18 protein-coding genes are annotated in these 18997 nt (G+C 67.8%); 8 read left to right on the forward strand and 10 right to left on the reverse strand.

Features of this window, described 5'->3' with window-relative positions; all coding sequences use genetic code 11:
* Positions 1-145 precede the first annotated feature (145 nt).
* Genes ACFVJ5_RS04670 through ACFVJ5_RS04685 form a run of 4 tightly spaced genes read right to left on the reverse strand, consistent with a single transcriptional unit; the run spans position 146 to position 4233 of the window.
* Complete coding sequence (locus ACFVJ5_RS04670) at positions 146-688, reverse strand: flavin reductase family protein (protein WP_379218506.1); 543 nt, start codon at positions 686-688, stop codon at positions 146-148.
* A gap of 6 nt (positions 689-694) precedes the next feature.
* Positions 695-1636: an HpcH/HpaI aldolase/citrate lyase family protein gene (locus ACFVJ5_RS04675; protein ID WP_379218507.1), complete on the reverse strand. Its 942-nt coding sequence runs from the start codon at positions 1634-1636 to the stop codon at positions 695-697.
* 28 nt (positions 1637-1664) lie between these two features.
* Positions 1665-2849, reverse strand: a complete 1185-nt coding sequence (locus ACFVJ5_RS04680) for a CaiB/BaiF CoA transferase family protein (protein ID WP_379219777.1) — start codon at positions 2847-2849, stop codon at positions 1665-1667.
* 13 nt (positions 2850-2862) lie between these two features.
* Positions 2863-4233, reverse strand: coding sequence for an LLM class flavin-dependent oxidoreductase (locus tag ACFVJ5_RS04685; protein WP_379219778.1), 1371 nt, complete (start codon positions 4231-4233; stop codon positions 2863-2865).
* A 73-nt stretch (positions 4234-4306) separates the two neighbouring features.
* On the opposite strand from ACFVJ5_RS04685, the gene ACFVJ5_RS04690 reads away from it, so the two are divergent.
* Positions 4307-4978: a GntR family transcriptional regulator gene (locus ACFVJ5_RS04690; protein WP_379218508.1), complete on the forward strand. Its 672-nt coding sequence runs from the start codon at positions 4307-4309 to the stop codon at positions 4976-4978.
* On the opposite strand, the gene ACFVJ5_RS04695 is transcribed toward ACFVJ5_RS04690, so the two are convergent.
* Positions 4964-5539 carry a hypothetical protein gene (locus tag ACFVJ5_RS04695; protein ID WP_379218509.1) on the reverse strand — a complete coding sequence of 192 codons (576 nt, stop codon included), beginning with the start codon at positions 5537-5539 and terminating at the stop codon, positions 4964-4966. The two genes, ACFVJ5_RS04690 and ACFVJ5_RS04695, sit on opposite strands and share 15 nt — an antisense overlap.
* Before the next feature lie 258 nt (positions 5540-5797).
* On the opposite strand from ACFVJ5_RS04695, the gene ACFVJ5_RS04700 reads away from it, so the two are divergent.
* Entirely contained in the window at positions 5798-7255 is a 1458-nt protein-coding gene (locus ACFVJ5_RS04700; RefSeq protein ID WP_379218510.1) for an aldehyde dehydrogenase family protein, read from the forward strand.
* A 58-nt stretch (positions 7256-7313) separates the two neighbouring features.
* Here the strand turns inward: ACFVJ5_RS04700 and ACFVJ5_RS04705 are convergent, their stop codons facing one another.
* Both ACFVJ5_RS04705 and ACFVJ5_RS04710 read right to left on the reverse strand, forming a co-directional pair.
* A complete protein-coding gene (locus tag ACFVJ5_RS04705; protein ID WP_379218511.1) occupies positions 7314-9002 on the reverse strand; it encodes an FAD-dependent oxidoreductase in 1689 nt (562 codons plus the stop codon).
* Between the two features lie 35 nt (positions 9003-9037).
* Complete coding sequence (locus ACFVJ5_RS04710; protein ID WP_379218512.1) at positions 9038-9871, reverse strand: SDR family oxidoreductase; 834 nt, start codon at positions 9869-9871, stop codon at positions 9038-9040.
* A gap of 116 nt (positions 9872-9987) precedes the next feature.
* On the opposite strand from ACFVJ5_RS04710, the gene ACFVJ5_RS04715 reads away from it, so the two are divergent.
* Positions 9988-10935, forward strand: coding sequence for a TIGR03564 family F420-dependent LLM class oxidoreductase (locus tag ACFVJ5_RS04715; RefSeq protein ID WP_379218513.1), 948 nt, complete (start codon positions 9988-9990; stop codon positions 10933-10935).
* A gap of 33 nt (positions 10936-10968) precedes the next feature.
* On the opposite strand, the gene ACFVJ5_RS04720 is transcribed toward ACFVJ5_RS04715, so the two are convergent.
* A complete protein-coding gene (locus ACFVJ5_RS04720; protein WP_379218514.1) occupies positions 10969-11976 on the reverse strand; it encodes a 2Fe-2S iron-sulfur cluster-binding protein in 1008 nt (335 codons plus the stop codon).
* A gap of 56 nt (positions 11977-12032) precedes the next feature.
* Here ACFVJ5_RS04720 and ACFVJ5_RS04725 point away from each other — a divergent pair, with 56 nt between their 5' ends.
* The 4 genes from ACFVJ5_RS04725 to ACFVJ5_RS04740 are packed head-to-tail and all read left to right on the forward strand — an operon-like array spanning position 12033 to position 16178.
* The gene (locus ACFVJ5_RS04725; protein WP_379218515.1) at positions 12033-13463 is read left to right on the forward strand and encodes a class I adenylate-forming enzyme family protein; all 1431 of its coding nucleotides are present in this window, start codon (positions 12033-12035) and stop codon (positions 13461-13463) included.
* Positions 13441-14337 carry an acyl-CoA dehydrogenase family protein gene (locus ACFVJ5_RS04730; protein ID WP_379218516.1) on the forward strand — a complete coding sequence of 299 codons (897 nt, stop codon included), beginning with the start codon at positions 13441-13443 and terminating at the stop codon, positions 14335-14337. The genes ACFVJ5_RS04725 and ACFVJ5_RS04730 overlap by 23 nt, the downstream gene beginning before the upstream one ends.
* A complete protein-coding gene (locus tag ACFVJ5_RS04735; protein ID WP_379218517.1) occupies positions 14324-15412 on the forward strand; it encodes an acyl-CoA dehydrogenase family protein in 1089 nt (362 codons plus the stop codon). Before ACFVJ5_RS04730 ends, ACFVJ5_RS04735 begins: the two co-directional genes overlap by 14 nt.
* A gap of 1 nt (position 15413) precedes the next feature.
* The gene (locus ACFVJ5_RS04740) at positions 15414-16178 is read left to right on the forward strand and encodes an enoyl-CoA hydratase/isomerase family protein (protein WP_379218518.1); all 765 of its coding nucleotides are present in this window, start codon (positions 15414-15416) and stop codon (positions 16176-16178) included.
* 47 nt (positions 16179-16225) lie between these two features.
* On the opposite strand, the gene ACFVJ5_RS04745 is transcribed toward ACFVJ5_RS04740, so the two are convergent.
* Positions 16226-16990 (reverse strand): SDR family NAD(P)-dependent oxidoreductase, encoded by a 765-nt coding sequence (locus ACFVJ5_RS04745; RefSeq protein ID WP_379218519.1) that lies wholly within the window; start codon positions 16988-16990, stop codon positions 16226-16228.
* A 101-nt stretch (positions 16991-17091) separates the two neighbouring features.
* Here ACFVJ5_RS04745 and ACFVJ5_RS04750 point away from each other — a divergent pair, with 101 nt between their 5' ends.
* Positions 17092-18237, forward strand: coding sequence for a thiolase family protein (locus ACFVJ5_RS04750; protein ID WP_379218520.1), 1146 nt, complete (start codon positions 17092-17094; stop codon positions 18235-18237).
* A gap of 67 nt (positions 18238-18304) precedes the next feature.
* On the opposite strand, the gene ACFVJ5_RS04755 is transcribed toward ACFVJ5_RS04750, so the two are convergent.
* Positions 18305-18958, reverse strand: coding sequence for a TetR/AcrR family transcriptional regulator (locus ACFVJ5_RS04755; protein WP_379218521.1), 654 nt, complete (start codon positions 18956-18958; stop codon positions 18305-18307).
* Positions 18959-18997: the final 39 nt, after the last annotated feature.

The raw sequence follows: 18997 nt of genomic DNA on the forward strand, positions 1-18997 counted from the left end.
GCCGTTGTCAGCGGTGACGATGACGCCTTGCGCCTATTCGCGAAACTGAACCAGCCACGCCCACACCTACGAACTCGACCTCGCGGCCCTCGAGCTATGAGGTGGATGCACGGACCTAAGTCGAATTGACGGCATCGATGTGCGGTTACGGGTGCCGACCGCCGGTCCCCTCATGTGCGTCGTGTAGGCGGCGGAAGCGGCTGTCGTGAAAGACCAGCGGTTCCGCCTCGGTTCCGACCGCGACGCGGGTGAGGTGAACCAGCACTACCAGGTGGTCCCCTGCAGGGACGCTGGCCGACGGTGTCGCTTCCAGCCACGCGGAGGCTCCGCCGACCAAGAGCGCCCCGTCAGTGCCCGCGAACATTGTCAGGTCCCGGAAGCGATCGCCATGCTTGGTTCCGAGGGACCTAGCGGCGCTTGTCTGGTCGACGCCGAGCAGGCTCAACCCCAGTCGGGTCGCTCTGCTCAACGGCGGCCACGTTTGCGATGTTCGTTGCACACAGAAGGAGACGATGGGTGGAGTCAAGGAGACAGGGACAAAGGTGCTGACCGCCATCCCGTGTGCCGTGTCGCCCACCTGTGCGCAGACTGCGACGACGGCGCTCGGGAAGGTGGCGAACGCCTGCCGAAGCGACGGCGGATCGGTGGGGACCTCGGTGAATCCTTGCGGAGATGCGGAAAGCGTCATGGCCGATCAGCTCCGGGCAGATATCGCGTGGTCCGCGCGATGGTGCGGGTCGATTGCGGTGGCGCGGGCGAGTGTTGCCTGCGCCATCTTGATGTGTGCGGCATCGACGAGGACCCCGTCGACGCCGACGGCACCACGTCCGTTGGCTTCGGCTTCGCGATACGCGGCGATATTGCGTTCGGCGAGCGCGATTTCCTCTGGAGTGGGGGAGTAGACGGCGTTGGCGATCGGAACCTGGTTCGGGTGGATCGCCCACTTGCCGGTGTAGCCGAGGAGCGAGGAGCGCCGTGCGTCGCGTTCGTAGCCGGTGAGGTTGCCGTAGTCGGGGAAGGGTGCGTCGATGGCGTCGATGCCCGCGATACGCGCGGCGACCAGCACCTTGTTGCGGGCGTAGTGCCAGAAGTCGCCGGGATAGTCGCCGAGCGGTTCGAAGTTGGTGTCCACCCGGGCACCCTGGGACAGCGAGAAGTCGCCGACACCGAAGATTAGCGCGTCGATCCGCGAGCTGGCGACGGCGATCGCTTCGGCGTTGGCGAGTCCCTCCACTTCCTCGATCAGTACTTCGAGGCGAATGCGGTGGGTGAGGCCGAGTTTCTCCTCGAGTTGGGTCAGCAGTACGTCGACCCACCAGACGTCGCGCGCGGTGCGGGCTTTGGGGACCACGATCGTATGCAGGTGCGACCCGGCGCGGGAGACCACCTCGATGATGTCGTCGTGGCACCAGCGGGTGTCGAGGCCGTTGATTCTGATCGCGGGGACGGTGTTTCCCCAGTCCATCGTGGTCAGCGCGGTGATCACCTTCTCCCGCGACGGCTCTTTGAGTGCGTCCGGTGTCGCGTCCTCGAGGTCGAGAAACACCAGATCCGCGCCGCTGGCAAGGGCTTTGGCGAACATGTGGTCGTTGCAGGCGGGCAGCGCGAGCTCGGAGCGCCGGATCAGGATGGTCATCGTCGAATCCTTCGGTGGGGGAGGAGGTTCACAGCACGCCGCGCCTGTGGAGGTCATCGATGTCGTTGTCGCTGAGGCCGAGTACTTGTCCGTAGACCTGCGCGTTGTGTTCGCCGAGGCGGGGGCCTAGGTGGGCTACGCGGCCCTGCGCCCGGGAGAAGCGAGGCACCGGTGCCTGCACCGTCATGGCGCCCAGTTCGTCGTCGGCGACCGGGACGAACACCTCGCGGTGGCGCAATTGTTCGTCGGCGAGCAGGTCGGTGATGTCGTAGACGGGTGCCGCGGCGACCTGTTCGGCGTCGAATACGGCCATCGCCTCCGTGAGGGTCTGCTTCGACACCCACGCCGCGACGACGTCGTCGACTTCGGCGGCCCGGGCCAGCCGGCGTTGCGGATCGGAGAACTCGGCGTCGGTGACCAGGTCCTCGCGCCCGATCGCGCGGAAGACGCGCAGCGCCAGCGCGGGTGAGCTGCCCGACATGGCCAGCCACTTGTCGTCGGCGGTGCGATAGGTGTTGCGGGGCGCGGAGATATCCCAGCGGTTGCCCGCTCGCTGCGCGACGATGCCGAGCTGGTCGTAGCTGAGCAGGGTCTGTTCCAGCAACCGCGTGAGCGGATCGACCAGGTTGATATCGATCAACTGCCCGGGCCCGCCGTGCACGTCGCGGTGGTAGAGCGCCATCAATACGGCGTAGGCGGCGTTGAGGGACGCGACACCGTCGGCCAGCATGAACGGCGGCAGTGTCGGTGGACCGTGCGCCTCGCCGGTGATGTGGGCGAATCCGCTCATCGCCTCACCCAGCGTGCCGAAACCGGGCCGCTCGCTCTTGGGGCCGGTCAGCCCGAAGCCGGTGATGTGCAGCATCACCATCTGCTCGTTGACCGCGCGCAGGCTCGGGTAGTCCAGGCCCCACTTTCGCAATGTCTGTGGCCTGGTGTTGGTCACCACGACATCCGCGGTCGCCGCGAGCCGCCGAAGCAGCTCCTGACCCTCGGCGAGGCGTAGATCCAGGGTGACGGAAAGCTTGTTGCGCGACACCGACTTCCACATCAGACCCACATCGTCGCGCTGCGCACCCCAGGTGCGGATCGGATCACCACCGTTGGGCTGTTCGATCTTGATCACCTCGGCGCCGAACTCGCCGAGATAGGTGGCGGCCAGTGGCGCCGCCGCGAGGGTGGCGAAGTCGAGCACTCGTAGGCCCTCGAGCATGGCTGCGCTCATGTCACACCACGGTGCCCGTGTGCGCGGCGCCGCGGACCGGCGACGGCCGCGACAGACCGAGGTGCTCGCGCAGGGTCGTGCCCTCGTAGGCCGTGCGGAACAGCCCGCGTTGCTGCAACCGCGGCACCACCATCCGGACGACGTCCTCGAAGGAGCCGGGCATGTGGGTCGCGGCGAGAACGAATCCGTCGCAAGCGTCGCCGTGGAACCATTCGGCCATCTGGTCGGCGACCTGGTCGCCGGTGCCGACGAACCGCGGACCCTGCAGCAGGGTGGCGCGATGTCCGGCCAGGTCCCGTACCGTGACGTTTCCGCCGATGTGGGTGCGCAGGTTCTGGACCAGACCGCGGATGCCCGAGACCGAGGCGATCAGTTCGTCGGTGACGAGGTCGTCGAGATCGTGTTGGGCGAAGTCGTAGTTCATCAACTCCGAGAGCAAGGTCAGAGACGCCATCGGGTGCACCAGATCCTCGAGCAGCATCGCCTCGCGCTCCTTGGCGTGCTGCTCGGATTCGCCGACGACCGCGTAGGCCATCGGGCAGATGCGGACCGAGGCGGGATCGCGGCCCGCGTCGGCGATGCGGGCCTTCTGGTCGGCGTAGTGATTGCGGGCCACTTCCAGGCCGGGGTCGCCGGTGAAGATCAATTCCGCCCAGCGCGAGGCGAATTCGCGTCCCCGGCCGGAGGAGCCCGCCTGGATGATCACCGGTCTGCCCTGCGGTGTCCGCGGTACCGTCAGCGGTCCGCGGGCGGAGAAGAAGCGGCCCGAGTGGCGCAGTTCGTGCACCTTGCCCGGATCGGCGAAGATGCCTGCGGCGCGGTCGTGCAGGATCGCGTCGTCGTCCCAGGTGTCCCAGAGGCCGCTGACCACATCGAGGAATTCGTCGGCGCGGTCGTAGCGTTCGTCGTGGCCGAGGTGGGCGTCCATGCCGAAGTTCTGTGCCTCGCTGTCGTTGACCGAGGTCACCACATTCCAGGCGGCCCGGCCTGCGGACAGGTGATCGAGGGTGGCGAAGGTGCGCGCGACGTGGAACGGCGCGTAGTACGTCGTGGAGTAGGTCGCGCCGAGACCGATGCGTGAGGTGCTCTGCGCGAGGACGCCGAGGACCACCCCTAAATCCAGCTTCACCGGTCGGGCGCCGTGGCGCACCGCCTCGGCGACGGAGCCGCCGTAGATCCCCGGCATCGCCAGGCGGTCGTCGAAGAACATCAGGTCGAAGCAACCCTCCTCCAGTTGCCGCCCGACTTTCGCGTAGTACGACGCGTCGAGATATCCGTGCTCGGTGGCCGGGTGCCGCCAGGAACCCGAGTAGACCGAGGTGTTGCCCGCTTGCATGAATGCGACCAACGTCATTCGGTCGCCGTTCCTCATCGCCATAATTGGAATCTAGCATCTGACATATCAGATTTCAAACCTGGTACCTCTGGCCTGCTAAACTTCCCCGATGGCAACCAACTCGGTCGACGTCGCAGGCACCGTTCGCGAACGGGCCGCACGTGAACTGCGCGATCGCATCCTCACCGGGGCGTTGCCCGCGGGTGCCCGCATCGACCTGGACGCGATCACCGACGAGTTCGCCACCAGTCGCACGCCCGTGCGTGAGGCCTTGCTGGAGCTCTCCTATGAGGGCCTGGTCCGGGTCGCGCCGCGCAGTGGGATCACGGTGATCGGGATCAGCCCCGCCGACATCATGGACAGCTTCACCATCCTCGGCGTCCTCACCGGGCAGGCCGCTGCTTGGGCCGCGCAGCGGGCCAGCACCCCCGAGCTGCAGCGGCTGCGCGAGCTCGCCGCCGAGGTCGCCTCGCGATCCGGTGAGGACTCCATCGGCGAGGCCAACTGGCGGTTGCACCAGGAAGTCCATCGCGCCGCGCACTCACCGCGCTTGCTGACCCAGATCAAGCAAGCGGTCCGGGTGGTCCCATCGAATTTCCTGCGGCTGTTCCCCGAACACGAGCAGCACTCCCTAGATGATCACGACCAGCTCATCGACGCGCTGTCCGAGCGGGACGCGCCACGGGCCCGCGAGATCGGTGAGCGGCACGTACTGGACGCGGGCCGCTCGCTCACCCAGTGGCTCGAACGCAACGCGACCCCGCATTCACCGTCTGCGTGACAGATTCACCTCGCGCCCGGCCGCGGCCAGGGATCTGGCGTTGCAGCGGAAACCTTCGGTCAGCGAAACAGGGTGGGGTATGGCGTCGGTCGCGGCCAGCGCGCGTGCCTTGAACGCGTGCGCCGCGGCACTGAGGCGATGATCCATACCGTCGACCCGGCTCTCGAACTCCGCGGGCAGCGGGTTGCCCCACACGACGACTTCGATCAGATCGTTCTCGAGGCAGTTGAGGACGCCGTCGCGCACTCGGCTGTCGGACAGCAGTAGATCGGGTGCGACCGCGATGGCGTCGGGCCAGGTGTGGTGGACGGGGACCGCGAGCGGGCCTTCGAGCTCGAGCACGGTCACGCCGAGGATCTGCAGGGGCACCAGGTCGGTGACATCGGTCAGGACGACGTTCACGTCCCACCCGGCCATCGAGCGGTCGAACAACCAGCCGCCCGCGTACTCGACGACCTCGCGTGCGTTCGTCGCCAGGACTGCCAGCCGGTACCGCAACGGGTGTTGGTGTGCGTAGGCCCACCAATTGGTGACCAGACCAGCGTCCTGGGCAACATTCACGAGATGTCCATTCCGAGAGATCGAAGCGTTATCAGCAGTCCTACTACAACCGCGTTCGACGCGCGGCGAAGTTGCCGAAGCCACGCGACGGGGTAGCGGCGGCACGAGACAGGCTCGTCGGGTGTCATTTTCTGTTCTCGGATGCGAGAATGTGATTACCTCATATTAGAATGAGGCTCTTGACCGCGCTCCGGGTCTGGTGCCGAGCAGGTCGAGGACTGGTAGGCACGACGACCTTGACGTTGAAGGGGATGCGCGATGACGCTGCAATCTATTCTGGATGAAATCCGTGAACGGCCCGGAAAAGGCGAGGTCATCCCGATCATCGACCCGGTAACCGAAGAACAGATCACCGAGTTCACCGACTGTGGACCCGAGGCTGTCGACGAGGCGGTCGCCCGGGCGAGGGCCGCGTTCGACGCAGGTGTCTGGCAGGGTCTGCCCGGGCGGGAACGAGCCAAGATCATGTGGCGGATCGCGGACCTCATGGATGCGCACCTCGACGAGCTCGCCGAACTCGACTCGCTCAATACGGGAATGCCACTCGCTCAGGCGAAGATGATCATTCCGACATGCGCAGAGTTCTTCCGCTACTACGCGGGTTGGTGTACCAAACTCAACGGCTCGGCGTACGAGGTACAGATGACCGGTGGCGTTTCCGGCGCCTACGCCGATATGCACGCCTACACCCTCAAGGAGCCTTACGGTGTGGTGGGGCTGATCTTCCCGTGGAACGGGCCGGTCTTCAACGCCTGCGCCAAGCTGGCCCCCGCGCTCGCCGCCGGGTGTAGCACCGTGGTGAAACCCGCCGAGGAGACACCGCTGTCGGCGCTGCTGCTGGCGCGGCTCATCGCCGAGGCCGGCGTGCCGGAGGGTGTCGTGAACTTGCTAACCGGCTTCGGACACACCGCGGGTGCCGCGATCACCGCGCACCCCGACGTCGACAAGGTGGCGTTCACCGGTTCCACCGAGGTCGGCAAGCTGATCGTGGCGGCCTCGGCGGGCAATCTCAAGAAGGTGATGCTCGAACTCGGCGGCAAGTCGCCGGTGCTGATCTTCGACGACGCCGACCTCGATATGGCGGTGATGATGGCGTCGATGGGCATCTTCATCCACTCCGGGCAGGGCTGCGTCTGTGGCTCCCGGATCTTCGTGCAGCGTGGCGCGTACGAGCGGGTTGTTGCGGGCATCGCGACCGTGGCGGACAACCTCAAGCTCGGTGGGCCCAAGGAAGAAGGCACCATGATCGGCCCGCTGATCAGTGCCAAACAGCTGACGCGGGTGATGGGTTACCTCGACGAGGGTAAGGCCGACGGTGCTGAAGTCGTCACCGGTGGACACCGTCTCGACCGCAGTGGCTACTTCGTCCACCCCACGGTGCTGACCAATGTGGATCCCGCGACGAGCAGGCTCTACCGGGAGGAGATCTTCGGCCCGGTCGTGACCGTGCTGCCGTTCGACGACGAGGACGAGGCGATCGCGATGGCCAATGACACGTCCTACGGTCTGGCCGCCACCGTGTGGACGACCAACCTCAGCCGCGGGCATCGGCTCGCGAAGCGGTTGCAGGCCGGGACGGTGTCGCTGAACTGCCAGCTGGTGTTCGACCACGGGGTGCCCTTCGGCGGGTACAAGCAGTCCGGCTGGGGCCATGAGTTCGGGCGCGAAGGTGTTGAGGCGTACATGAAGTCGAAGTCGGTCTGGGCTCAGCTCTGAGACTGCCGGGATCAGCGGCGGACAGCTCCGCCGCCGCTGTCTCCTGTGCCGGCGGAGCTCAGCGCACCGCGAGATCGGTCCCCTGAGCGGCGGCGGTGAGCTGGTCGTTGGTGGTGAATTTGATCCGTGGGCGCCCGGAAGACGCGCTCGCTGCCTTCTCGGCGATGTCGATGGCCTTCCATCCGTCGCGGTCCACCATGTCGGGCTGTCGTGCTACGACCAACTCGCGCAAGGCATCTCGGCCCGCGTGCGGTGGGGTCAGTGTGCCCGCGACGAAATCGGCGATCAGGTGTTCCACTGTCTGCTCGGCATCGAGGCGATTCGAACCGATCACTCCGCGCGGACCGCGTTTGATCCAGCCGCTGACGTAGACCCCGGTCATCGGCGTGCCTGCGCTATCGACCACTCGCCCTTCGTGATTCGGGACGATCCCGCTGCGCTCGTCGAACGGCAGTGCCGGGACCGGCTCGCCCCGGTAGCCGACCGACCGCAGGACCAGCCCCGTGGCGATATCGTCTGTGCGCTCGGTGGTTTCGGCGATCACCCGGCCGTCGGATTGGGTGAGTACGGTGTGGGCGAATCGCAGACCGGTGACGCGCTGCTCGCCGAGTATCTCGGTCGGTGAAGCGAGGAATCGGAAGACGATTCGTTTGTTGCCCGATTGTCGCGGTGCCGTGGCGTATTCCTGGGCCAGGGTGTATTTCAGCCGAACCGATGGTTCGAGGGCCGGGTCCGCCAACGCCGTGCTGCTGATGTCGTCGGGTTCGATGTCAGCGGACTCCACGACCACGTCCACGCCGTCGAGGTGTCCGAGGGCGAGGAACTCCGGCGAGGTGTACGCAGCCTGTAGCGGCCCGCGGCGACCGAGTACGACTACTTCGCGAATCCGACTGTCACGCAGAGCATTCAGTGCGTGATCGGCGATATCGGTGCGTGCCAGCTCGTCAGGATCCATGGTGAGTACTCGAGCGACATCTAGTGCCACGTTGCCGTTGCCGACGATCACCGCGCGTTCGCCGGACAGATCGAAGACTCGATCGGCGAAGTCGGGGTGCCCGTTGTACCAGGCCACGAACTCTGTCGCCGAATGGCTGCCGGGCAGATCCTCGCCGGGAATGTCCATCCGCCGGTCGGCCGAGGCGCCCACCGCGTAGATCACCGCGTGGTGGTGGCGCAGGAGTTCGTCGTGGGTGAGGTGGTTGCCGATGTCGACATTCAAGTAGAACTGCAGGGTGTCGCGGCGGAACGCGCTCTCGAACATCGATGTCACCGCCTTGGTCTCCGCGTGATCGGGCGCCACTCCCGCGCGCACCAGACCCCACGGCGTCGGCAGCCGGTCGAACAGCTCCACCTGGGTGTCGCCGCGGCGCAGCAGCGCGTCCGCCGCGTAGCAGGCCGCGGGGCCCGCTCCGACGATCGCCACCCGCAGGGTGCCGTGTTCCTTCGGGATGCGCGGGGTCACGACAGGCGGGGCGAACTCCGGCTCGAGCGGATGGTGCGCGAAATAGTCGGCGTTGATCGCGCTGTAGCGCTGCAAGGAGGCGCTGAGATCCTCGACGGAGAACACCGCGCCCACCGGGCAGGCATCGACGCACGCGCCGCAGTCGATGCAGGTTTCGGGGTCGATGTACAGCATCTCGGCGGTGGCGAACTCCGGCTGACCGGGTAGCGGTCGGATGCAGTCGACCGGGCATTCGGCGATGCAGCTGGCGTCGTTGCAGCAGCGCTGCGTGATGACGTAGGCCATGGTCGGTCCTTGTCGCGGAAGGTGAGTGGGGCAGGTCAGTCCAGGAACAGATCCGGGGTCGGGTTGTCGCCACCGCCGTAGCGGGAGAGGTCGTCGATCCCGGCGAACCGCGCGACCGCGTCCGCGTCGATGAAGCAGTTGCCGGTCACCTTCCTGGCCGGCTGGGCGGTGATCGCGACGGCCGCGTCGGCCATGATCCGGGGGCTGCGCGCGGTCGTGAGCTGGTTGTCGCCGTCGAGCAGGGCCGCGACGGCGGAGGTGGCGATGTACGTCTGCGGCCACAGGCAGTTGAATCCGATTCCGGCATCGGCGAATTCGGCCGCCCAGCCCTGGCTGAGCAAGGTCATCCCGTATTTGGACTGGGTGTAGACCGGATGGGCGCCGAGCCAGCGGGGGTCGAGGTTGATCGGTGGCGAGATGGTGAGCACATGCGGATTCGGGGAGTCGCGCAGGTGCGGCACGCACGCCGCCGTGAGCAGGAACGTGCCGCGAATGTTGATGTCCTGCATGAGGTCGAAGCGTTTGGCGCCGAGTTTCTCGGTGGGATCGGTGGCGATGGCGCCCGCGTTGTTCACGCACACGTCGATCCCGCCGAACCGCTCGATCGCGATCGCGACGGCCCGCGCGACATCGTCCTCGCTGCGGACGTCGCCGACAGCCGCGGCGGCTCGGCCACCGGCGGCCTCGACCTCGGCGGCGACGGTGTGCACGGTGCCGGGCAGCCGCGGATGTGGTTCGGAGGTCTTGGCCAGCAGGACGACGTTGGCGCCCTGCTCGGCGGCGGCGACGGCGATCGCCGCGCCGATACCCCGGCTGGCGCCGGAGATGAGGACGGTGCGATCGCGCAGCGGGTGGTCCTGGTCGGGCATGGTGCTCCTCGCGTGCCGACGGGCGGCAACTGGCTCATTCTCTGCAGATGGTATTGGTGTTCTCATTCTACGCAAGTAGCATATCCGAATCCGACTTCGAACTACTTGGAGGAACCGTGCGCATCGGCGTGATGATCGGCCCGGAGAAGGGCGACTCGGGGCGCAAGCTCGAACGGATGCTGCGCGATATCGCGTGGGCGGAGGGTGCGGGGCTCGACACGGCCTGGATTCCGCAGGTGCCCAACGACTTCGACGCGCTCGTCACCATTACGGCGATGGGACTTGCCACGTCGCGGATCGAACTGGGTACCGCCGTGGTCCCGCTGCAGGCGCAGCACCCGATCGCGCTGGCGCGCCAGGCACTGTCGGTGCACGCGGCGGCGGGCGGCAGGCTCGCGCTCGGTGTCGGGCCGTCGCACCACTGGATCATCCGCGACATGCTCGGTCTGCCGTATGAGAAGCCGGCGGCCTACACCCGCGATTATCTCGAGGTACTGGCCGCCGGACTCGCGGGCACCGGCTCGGTGGACGTCGAGAACAGCACCTTCACCGTGCACAATCCGCTCGATCTCGGTCCGGTGGCGCCGGTTCCGGTCCTGGTCGCCGCGCTGGGGCCGGTGATGCTTCGGATCGCGGGGGAGCAGGCCGACGGCACCGTGCTTTGGATGGCCGACGAACGCGCCGTCGCCGAGCATGTGGTCCCGAAGATCACCAAGGCCGCCGCCGATGCGGGCAGGGCCGCGCCGCGCGTGGTCGTCGGGTTGCCGGTGTGTCTGTGCACGGCGGGACAGGTGGACGAGGCGCGGGCGCGGGCGAACCGGATTCTCGGCGAGGCGGAGGTCTCGCCCAACTATCAGCGGCTGCTCGATCAAGGCGACGCGCGCACCATCGGCGATCTGTGTATCGCGGGGGACGAGCCGGCGATCGCGGCCGGACTGCGCCGCTACGCCGACGCCGGTGCCACCGACATCTCCGTGCGCTTGCTGCCGATCGGCGACGATCGCGACGCCCTGGTCGCGTCCAAGCGGCGAACCAGGGAGATGATCGCCGACCTGGCGCGCTGACGGCCGCATCCCGGCGGGACGCGGCCGCCGGGTTCACTCGTATTCGACGACGGCGCCGTCGGAGTCCGGGACAGCCTGGCAGGTCAGCACATAGCCGTCGGCGACCTCGTCGTCGGTCAGGGCGTTGTTGTGGCGCATGGTCGCGCTGCCCGAGGTCATCTTCGCCATGCAGGTCGCGCAGTTTCCCTGCTCGCAGGAGAACGGCGGAGCCAGGCCACCGCGTCGGGCGCTCTCCAGCAGTGTCTCACCGGCCTTGCGCGGTACCGACTTCTTCTTGCCGTTCAGGATCACCGTGATGGTGCCACCCGAATCCGCCTCGGGTTCTAGGTCGTTCGCCGATATCGGCGGGTCAACGGGTGTGCCGAAGCGCTCGCTGAAGACGATGCCGGGACCGGGCAGTGACTGCTCCACCAGGTCCATGAATGCCTCTGGGCCGCAGAGGTAGTGGTCGCCGTGCGCATCGGCGCCGACGAACGCGCGAACGGCCGCGCGGTCGAGAAATCCGCGCTCGCTGTCCAGATGCCGGACCACCTCGAGCCGGTCCGGATAGCGGGCGAGCAGCTCGGTGAACGCGTCGTCGAACAGCACCGACGCCGGGTCGCGGTCCGCGCACAGCAGGCGGACCCGGCGGGTGGTTCCGGCCAGTGCCGCTTTGGTGAGCGACAGGATCGGTGTGATGCCGCTGCCACCGCTGAAGCCGAGCAGCGGAACATCGGTGTCGCGCAGGCAGAATCGCCCCGCGGCCTTGGACAGCTCCACCTCGTCGCCCGCGGTGAGGGTGTCGAGCATCCAGTTGGACACGGCACCACCGGGCACGCGTTTGACCGTGGTCATGAGCTCGCCGTCGGTCTCCGGTGCGCTCGACATCGAGTAGGACCGGAAGAGCACGGTGCTGTCCACGGTGACCCGGAAGGTGCAGAACTGCCCGGCCCGGTAGTGCAGTGGCCCGTCGTGCGGATCGAGCACGAAGGTCCGTGCGTCCGCGCTCTCGGTCACGACCCTGGTCACTGTCGCGCGCAGAAATGACGAGAGTGTCGCCATGGTCCACCTCCTCCTGGTATTAAGATTCTATCGAAATGAGAATAGTATTCTCTCTCATGAGACGGGAACCTTCCAAGATGTCCCACACTGTGCAGAGCGCGCTCGTGTTCGAGGGGCGGGCCTACACCAGGGTCGAACTCGACGAGCTGGCAGCTGGGTTGGCCGACGAGCTCACCGGTCGCGGCGTCCGGGCGGGCGAGCGGGTGGCGCTCATGTCGTCCAACCGGCCCGAATTCGTGGTGGCGGTCCTCGCGGTGTGGCGGCTCGGCGCCTGCGTCGTCCTGATCAGCTCCGCCTGGAAACGGGACGAGGTCGCGCACGCGCTCGCCGTCACCGGCGCCGCGCACGCACTCGGTGACTGCGCGGTGCTCGGCGAGCTGCTGCCGATGCGGTATCTGGGCGACCCGATCGAACCGGCGAAAGCCGGTGCGGTCCAGCATGATCCGGCGTCCGAGGCGGTGCTCGTGTTCAGCTCCGGCACCACGGGGTTGCCAAAGGCGGTGCGGCACACCCACGATTCGGTGGCGGTTGCCGTGCGGCAGTGGACCGAGGTGCTCGGCCTGTCCGGCACCGACCGGATCCAGGTCGCGACCCCGCCCTCGCACATCCTGGGCCTGCTCAATATTCTCACCGCGTTGCGGGCGGGGGCCTGGATGCGGCTGCATCGGCGCTTCGATCTGAACACGATGCTGGACTGCATCCAGGACGACCGCATCACCATCGAGATGGCCGTCGCGCCGATCGCGATCGCCCTCGCGTCGCACCCCGATCTCGAACGCTACGACCTGAGTTCGCTGCGCTACATCATGTGGGGCGCCACCCCGGTGACGGCGAGTGTCGCCGAAACGGTGACCGCGCGCAGTGGGGTCCGGTGGCTGCCAGCCTACGGTGCCAGCGAACTGCCGGTCATCGCGTGCAATCCGCTCGAAGGCGCGCGGCTGGACTCGGTCGGCAAGGCGGCACCCGGAGTCTACCTGCGCGTGGTTGACCTCGAGACCGGAAAACCGTTGGGGCCGACCGAAACCGGCGAGATCCAGTGCCGGTCGCAGTCGTTGATGGCCGGCTACCTGCCTGCCGAGGCGACCGCGGACGCCTTCGACGGCGCGTGGTACCGGACCGGCGATGTCGGGCACATCGATGCCGACGGCTGGGTGCGAATCACTGACCGGGCCAAGGAAATGATCAAGGTGCGCGGTTTCCAGGTCGCACCCGCCGAGATCGAAGCGATTCTGCACGGCCATCCCAAGGTTATCGACTGCGCGGTGTTCGGCACCCCTGACCCACGTGACGGCGAGGCCGTGGTGGCCGCGGTCGCCGTGCTCGACGGCGTCACCGCCGACGAACTGATCACCCTGGTCGGCGACCGGCTGGCTTCCTACAAGCGGCTCCGCCGCATCGTGTTCGTACCCGAGATCCCGCGCCTGCCTTCGGGCAAGGTGCTCCGACGAGTACTCGAGGAGCGTCATGGACGTCCGACTGACCAGTGAGCAGCGTCAGCTGCGGGCGGCCGCCGCGCGGCTGGCCGATGAGCTCGGTCCGAGCTCGGTCGCCGAGCTCGACGATGCGAGCCGGATCGCCCGGCTCGAGAAGGCGGTGGTGACCGCGGGGTGGCGTGACCTGCGTTCCGATGGTGCCTCCGGGGTCGAAATAGCCCTCGTTGCAGAGGAATTCGCGCGTGGTCTGGTCGACGTCGCCTTCCTGGGGCCGGTCTTGGCCGACGATCTGTGCGGGGGTGTCGGCGGTCGATGGACGATCGGCATTGGCACCAACGCGGTCGACGCCGCCGACCGCGATCGGGCATTGCTCCTCGACGACAGGCAGTTGTTCGCCCGCGCGGTCGGGCCGGCGTTGCCCGGCGCCGATCTCACCAGGCGCACCGCCGAACTCACGGGCCCACCGGAGCTGCTCGGTGACCTGTCGCCGGAGCAGCTGATCCACTGGCAGGCGCTGGCCGTCACCATGACGACCGCGGATCTGCTCGGTGCGGCCCGCGGCGTGCAGCAGCTGGCGGTGGAATACGCCAAGGTCCGCGAACAATACGGCCATGCCATCGGCTCCTATCAAGCCGTGGCGCATCTGCTCGCCGAGAGCCTGGCGCTGATCGAGGGCTCGATCAGCGTATTGCGTTATGCCGCATGGGCGGTCGATGAACTGCCGCCCGCCGAGGCGCTGCGGGCCGCCCGGATAGCCAAGGTCTACACCGCACGCGCCGCCCGCACGGTGTGCGAGACCTCGATCCAGGTGCACGGCGGCATCGGCAACACCTGGGAGTGCCTGGCCCATGTGTACCTGCGCCGGGTGCTCACCTCGACCGAACTGTTCGCTACCCGTCTGGAGGAAATCGACTGTGGACTATCGTGATTCGCCCGAAGAGGCCGCGTTTCGCGCGCGGCTTCGGGAGTGGCTGGCCGGTACCGCCGCGTCCTTTCCCTCCACCGGCGACGAGTACTGGGCCAAGGCGGGGGACTGGCACCGGGCGCTGTACGGCGCGGGTTTCTTCGGACTCTCCTGGCCGACGGAGTACGGCGGTCACGGACTGGCGCCGGTGTACGACGTCATCCTGGACGAGGAACTGACCGCGGCAGGCGCACCGCAACGGCCCAGCCTCGGATATCTGGTGCACGGGCTCGGCGCGCACGCGAGTCCCGCACTGCGGCAACGTTTCCTGCCCGGCATGATCGACGGCTCGCAGCGCTGGTGCCAGGGTTTCAGCGAACCGGACGCGGGTTCGGATCTGGCCGCGCTGCGCACGACCGCCACCCGCGACGGCGACGACTACGTCCTGCACGGGCACAAGGTCTGGACCAGCTACTCCGATGTCGCCGACTGGTGTCTGCTGCTCGCGCGGACCGACCCGGATGTGCCTCGGCACAAAGGCATTTCGGGGTTCATCGTCTCGATGCGTCAGCCGGGGATCGAACAGCGGCCGCTGCGGATGATCAGCGGCGTCACCCGCGAATTCGGGCAGGTGCGGTTCGACGGTGCCAGGGTGCCCGCCGATCAGCTGGTCGGCGCGCCCGGCGACGGCTGGAAGCTCGCGATGACCGTGGTCGGGCACGAACGCGAACCCGCCACCCTTGGCTTCGCGGCCCGCTACGCGAAGACGGTCCGCCAGCTCGAGTCCCGGGTGACCGGTCCGGTGCCCAGCGAACTCGCCTGGGCCGCAGTGCAATCGGAGATGCTCCGGCTGCACGTACGGCGCAGGCTCTCCGAACAACTCGACGGTCTAGTGCACGGCCCCGACGGTTCGCTCGACAAGCTGCTGATGACTTGGGTGGAGCAGTCCGTCGGCCACGCCGCACTCGCGGTCGCGGGCACCGGCGACGACGACATGTTCGGCAGCTACCTCTACAGCCGCGCCCAGAGCGTCATGGGCGGCACCTCGCAGATTCAGAAGAACATCATCGCCACGCGCATCCTCGACCTAGGAGCCTGACATGTACGACCTGCCCACCGAGATCAGCGTCGAGGCCGACGGCCCACTGCGGATCATCACGCTCAACCGGCCCGACGCGCTCAACGCCGTCAACGACGCACTGCACTCGGGCCTGGCGGCGCTGTGGCCACAGCTCGGTGCCGACCGCGAGGCACGGGCCGCGGTCCTCACCGGTGCGGGCAAGGCGTTCTCCGCCGGTGGGGATTTCGCCTATCTCGCCGAACTGTCCCGCGACGCCGAGTTGCGCGCGCGGACCATCGCGCACGGCCGCGAGATCGTGCTCGGAATGGTGCGCTGCCGGGTGCCGGTGATCGCCGCGGTGAACGGCCCGGCGGTCGGGCTCGGCTGCAGTCTGGTGGCCTTGAGCGATATCGCCTACATCGCCGAGGACGCCTACCTCAAGGACCCGCACGTGCAGGTCGGCCTGGTCGCCGCCGACGGTGGCCCGCTAACCTGGCCGTTGCACACCAGTTTGATGCTGGCCAAGGAGTACGCCCTGACCGGTGCGAAGATCCCCGCCGAACGGGCCCGCGAGATGGGCCTGGTGAACCACGTCGTGGCCGAACCGCTCACCGAGGCGCTGGCCTGCGCGAAACGTGTGCTGGAACTGCCGAGGCAGGCCGTGGAGAGCACCAAGCGGCTGCTAAACCTGCATCTCGAACGCGCCGTGCTCGCCACCCTCGACTACGCGAACACGGCCGAGGACCTCTCGTTCCAGACCGCGGACTTCCGCACGATCATCGACCGGCTCACCGCCGGGAAGTAGCGCGCGGCCGTGCACCGGAGGGCCGTTCCCTCCGGTGCGGTGCCTGCCTACCTCGGCGGAAAACGCAGCGCACCGTCGAGGCGGATGACTTCGCCGTTGAGGTAGTCGTTCTCGACGATCGCGGTCGCCAGCTGGGCGTACTCGTCGGAGCGTCCCATCCGCTTGGGAAAGGGCACCTGCGGGCCCCAGTAGCCTTCGAGCTTGTCGGCGGACTTGCCGTAGGCGGGGGTGTTGACGGTGCCGGGGGCGATGGTCACCACCCGGATGCCCAACGGTGAGAGGTCGCGTGCGGCGACCAGGGTCATCGCGGCCACCCCGCCCTTCGCGGCGGCGTAGGGGAGCTGACCGATCTGGCCTTCGAAGGCCGCGATCGAGGCGGTGTTCACAATTACCCCGCGCGCGCCTTCCTCGAGGGGTTCGGTCGTGGCCATCGCCTCGGCGGACAGGCGCAGCACATTGAACACCGCGGTCAGGTAGTACTCGATGGTGGTGCGGAAGCCCGCCAGCTCGAGCGCCGAGCCGTCCTTGCCGATCAGCCGCCCGCCCGTCGCGGGACCACCGTGGGTGTCGACCGAGATGCGCAGCGGGCCCAGCGATTGCGCTTCCGCGACCGCCGCGCGCACCGAATCCTCCTGTGTCGCATCGGTATGGACGTAGCGGATGCCGAGTTCGTCGACCAGCTCCTTGCCCTTGTCGTCGGCGACATCGGCGACCACCACTTTCGCGCCGGCGGCGTGCAGCCGCCGGACCGTCGCCTCACCGAGGCCGCCGGTGCCGCCGACCACGACCGCGGAACTTCCACTGATCTGCATGTAGTGAGCCCTCCTTGCGAATAGCAATCTCTATGAGAAAGAATACTATTCTCACACTGGGCAGTCAGCCCTTTACCGGCAATCCACCCCAGGAGGCCCCCATGCCCGAAGCTGTCATCGTCTCCGCGCTGCGGACGCCCATCGGCACCGCCCGAAAGGGCACACTGCGCGACACCACCGCCTTCGACCTCGCGAACCACGTCGTCGGTGCGGTGGCCGAGGATCTCGACGCCGACCGGATCGACGACGTGATCCTCGGCGAGGGGCGCTACGGCGGCGGCGTGATCGCGCGGCACGCGGCCGTCACCGCGGGTCTCACCGCGGCGCCGGGTCTGGCCCAGAACCGGCACTGCGCCGCGGGGATGTCGGCCGTGCAGACGGCGGCGGCGAGTATCAGGGCGGGCATGGACGAGCTGGTGATCGCCGGCGGCGTGAACAGCGAATCGACCGCGCCCCGAGCACGATTCAGGGTCGGACCCGACGAGTGGATCGACCCGTGGGTCTCACCGAGTCACCCGGACCGTCCGGATGCCCCGGCCATGGACATGTCCATCACGGTCGGCTGGAACACCGCGGTGCGGGCCGGGCTCACCCGCGACGACATGGATCGCTGGGCACTGCGCTCGCATCGCCACGCGATCGCCGCCATCGACGCGGGCCTGTTCAAGGACGAGATCATCGCCGTCGAGACCCCGCACGGACTCTTCGACACCGACGAGCATCCGCGCCGCGACACCACCCTGGAGCGGCTGGCCTCGCTGAAAGTGCTGCACCCGGAAATCGACGGCTTCTCGATCACCGCCGGCAACGCCTCGGGGGCCAACGACGGCGCGGCCGCACTGGCGATCGCCTCCGAACGGCTCGGCCTGCCCGCGCTCGCTTATATCCGCGGGTGGGCATCGGTCGGGGTCGACCCCGCGTTCACCGGCCTGGCGTCGATCGAGGCGATCACGAAGGCGGTGCGCCGGGCGGGAATCTCGCTGTCGTCGGTGCGGCTGATCGAGATCAACGAGGCGTTCGCCTCGGTGCCGCTCGCGGCCATCCGCGCGCTCGACCTGGATCCCGAGATCGTGAACTACAGCGGCAGCGGGTGCTCGCTGGGCCATCCGGTGGCGGCCACCGGGGCCAGGATGATCGTCACCCTGGTCCACGAATTGCGCCGTCGCGGTGGTGGATTCGGTATCGCCGCGATGTGCGCAGGGGGCGGGATGGGATCGGCGACGGTCATCGAAGTGCCTGCCGGCTGATGTCGCTACCGCGGTAGTCCGACGCCCGGCGGGTCGGTTTTCACCGACCTGCCGGGCGTTCGCGGGATCAGGAGCGGGCGAACCCGTGTGCGCAGAAGTTCCAGACCTCGGCGGCCGTGATCGGGTACTGGGTCTCCTGGTCGACCGCGCCGGTGGACTGCGCGGTGAACATCACGGTCTGCATCACCATGGCCGCGGCGCGGCGGGCGTTCATGTCGGGGCCGATCTCGCCTGCTTCCTTGGCGAGGTCCATCAATTCGGTGAACAGGGCGAGGACCGGCGCGTGCGCGACTTTGACATGCCCCGGGTGCGAAACCAGCAGCTGCGGTGCGAAGTCGGTGAACAACGGCCGTTGCGCGGCGGGATCGGGCCGGCACAACTCGAACAGCAACTCGACGGTCACCTGGAGCTTGTCCATCGGGTCGGTCTGTCCGTCGGCCGCGGCGCGCAACTGTTCGGACGTGCGAGCCAGCGCGTCTTCGAACAGGGCGAGCAGCAGTTCGTGTTTGCCGTCGAACTGCAGGTAGAAGCTGCGCAGCGACTGACGTGACCGGTCGACGACCTCCTGCACGGTGAAGTCGGTACTGCCCTTCTCCGTGATGATGGCCTGGGCGGCATCGAGGAAGCGCTGCACCCGCTCCTCGGCACGCAGCGTCGCTGTACGCAGCGATCGTTCGACCGCGCGCTGCTTCCAGGCGGGTTTCTCGCTCGGGCTGGTCACGGGCGCCTCGATCCCCGGACATGCGAAGAGAACATGGAT

The sequence above is a fragment of the Nocardia sp. NPDC127606 genome (assembly GCF_042671725.1).
Taxonomy (GTDB): domain Bacteria; phylum Actinomycetota; class Actinomycetes; order Mycobacteriales; family Mycobacteriaceae; genus Nocardia.